Source organism: Geobacillus sp. Manikaran-105, assembly GCF_002809955.1.
GTDB lineage: Bacteria > Bacillota > Bacilli > Bacillales > Anoxybacillaceae > Geobacillus > Geobacillus thermophilus.
In genome coordinates, this window is record NZ_PIJG01000107.1 from 1 (window position 1) to 2,713 (window position 2,713).

General features: G+C 53.9%; 1 protein-coding gene. It reads left to right on the forward strand.

Features of this window, described 5'->3' with window-relative positions:
* The first annotated feature begins 148 nt into the window (after positions 1 to 148).
* Complete coding sequence (locus CV945_RS16630) at positions 149 to 2,515, forward strand: immune inhibitor A domain-containing protein (RefSeq protein ID WP_100660184.1); 2,367 nt, start codon at positions 149 to 151, stop codon at positions 2,513 to 2,515.
* Positions 2,516 to 2,713: the final 198 nt, after the last annotated feature.

A 2,713-nucleotide genomic window follows, 5' to 3' on the forward strand; every position in this document is an offset into this window, starting at 1 on the left:
ATCGAGTTCTTTCCGCTACCTAGGGCATTTTCTATGACCGAAATGCCCTATTTGTGCTGGGCTTTTTTATACACTAGCACTGGGGTGAATAGTTACTTTAATTGTATAGATTTTCTATCAACCTTTTATTTGATATGGAGGGATGTTTTTGAAGAAACGGTCGATCACATCACTTGTTGCTGCGCTGTCGCTTGGAATGGGCCTATGGGCAGCGCCGGCGTCCGCCCCGCAGGCCGCCAATTCGGGAGCACCTTTGGCAGCCAGGCACGGCGGTCCGGTCGATTTGGCGGTGGCGAATGAAGAGAAGCTGGCGGAGATGTTGAAAAAAAGCGGCAAGCTTCGCGCTGACGCCACCCCAGCTGAGGCGGAAGCAGCGGTGCGCGCCTATTTAAAACAAAAGGCGGCCCACGCTTCGAAAGAAAAAGGAGAATTGCACGAATACGAGGCAAAGCGGGCCGATGTGCTGCGCGAGAAGGGGCAGAAAAACAGTATTTTGAATGGGAAAGGAAAAAAGCTTGGCCAGACGAAAAACGATTCCGTTCCGTCTGTCAAGCCAGAGGCATGGAACGGTGGCAAGCGGGTGGACCGCGTGCTCGTTTTGCTCATTGAATACCCGGATTTTCCGCACAACCGCATTCAACCGAATGAGACGGATATGTATTATAAAGATTATACCCGTGAACATTATGAAGACATGATTTTCGGCGGGGATGACGGCTATTACGCAGGACCGAACGGAGAAAAACTCATCTCGGTGAAAAAGTATTATGAAGAGCAATCAGGCGGCAGCTATTCGATCGAAGGAAAAGTGGCGGGCTGGTATCAGGCGAAGTATCCGGCTAAATACTATGGCGGCAACGTGCCGACCCCGGATGGCAATGACGCCAATCCGCGGGCGCTTGTGCGCGAGGCGCTGGCGGCGGCCGCCCAGGATCCGACCATTGATTTGCGTGAGTTTGACCAAGAGGATCGCTACGATTTAGACGGCGACGGCAATTATCGCGAACCGGACGGTTTGATTGACCATTTAATGATCGTTCACTCCAGCGTCGGAGAAGAATCGGGCGGCGGTTCGCTCGGCGGCGACGCGATTTGGTCGCACCGCTGGAATTTAGGATCGGTCTATCGCATCCCGAACACAACAACCGATGTGCCGTATTGGCGCGGCCAGCTGGCGGCGTACGACTACACAATCGAACCGGCCGATGGGGCGGCAGGGGTGTTTGCCCATGAATACGGCCACGATTTAGGGCTGCCGGATGAATATGATACGATTTACTCCGGCTTGGGCGAGCCCATTGCCTATTGGTCGATTATGTCAAGCGGAAGTTGGGCGGGGCGCATTCCGGGCACGGAGCCGACCGGCTTCAGCGCCTGGGCGAAACAGTTTTTGCAATCGACGATGCCGGGAAGCAACTGGCTGACCGGGGCGACCGTTGAATGGAATGAGATTACAAAAGACGGTGTAGAAGTATTGCTTGACGAAGCAAGCACGAAAGGGACGAACCATGACGCTGTGCGCATCAATTTGCCGAAAAAGGAAACGGTCGTCACTATTCCGCCAAGCGGTGCGTACGCCTATTTCTCTGGAAGCGGAAACAACTTAGATCATACGATGGCAACGACGATCGATTTGACGAAAGCGTCCAAGGCGATGCTCGCTTTTGACACATGGTATGCGATTGAGAAAGATTGGGATTACGGGGCGGTGGAAGTGAAACCGCATGGCAGCAGCGAATGGACGACGATTCAAGGAAACATTACAACGACTGACAATCCGTACGGACAAAACCCCGGCAACGGCGTTACCGGCGCGTCAAACGGTTGGGTGAAGGCGGAATTTGACTTGTCGGCTTATGCGGGCCAAACGATTGACCTCCGTTTCCATTACATCACTGATGTGGCGGTGTCGGAAGCCGGCTGGTATATTGACAACATTCAAGTGACAGCTGATGGGGCAACCGTGCTTGCCGACGACGCCGAAGGGGACAGCGCCTTTGCGGTGGAAGGCTTTGAAAAGAGCGATGGCAAGCGGTATTCGGATCATTACTATTTGTTGGAATGGCGCAACCACCACGGTGTCGATGAAGGGCTCGCCCATATTTTGCGCGGCGACCGGCTTCTTTCGTACGATCCAGGGCTTGTCGTCTGGTATGTGGATGAAGGCTATGACAACAACTGGACGGGCGTCCATCCGGGCGAAGGGTTTCTTGGCGTTGTGGATGCCGACCAGCATACGTTAAAATGGTCGGGCAATACGACAGCGCCGACTCGCTATCAAGTGCACGATGCGGCGTTCAGCCTGCAAAAAGGAGCCCCATTCCGCGTGGCAATCAATGGCTCACAGCTGATCGACAACGATACATCGCCGACGCCGGCGTTTGACGACAGCCGGTCGTATGACAATAAAGGGGCCGTCGACGCCGGGCGGAACGTGCCCAACTATGGCCTAAAAATCCGCGTGATCGGCGAAAGCGCTGACCGCACCGCAGCGCGCGTGTTGATTTACCGCTGACCACCTCCAAAGGCGCACGGAATGTTTCCGTGCGCCGAAATGTTTTGATCGACATGATTTGTCATCCCTTCGTCGAATTTGTTGATTTTTCTTCATCCCTTTTTCCGTGAAAATCCCCACCACTTGGTGAGTGCGGTATACGCTCCTGATCCGTGAGGGTATACTGAAAATGGCCAAAAAAGGCAATAGGAAAGCAGA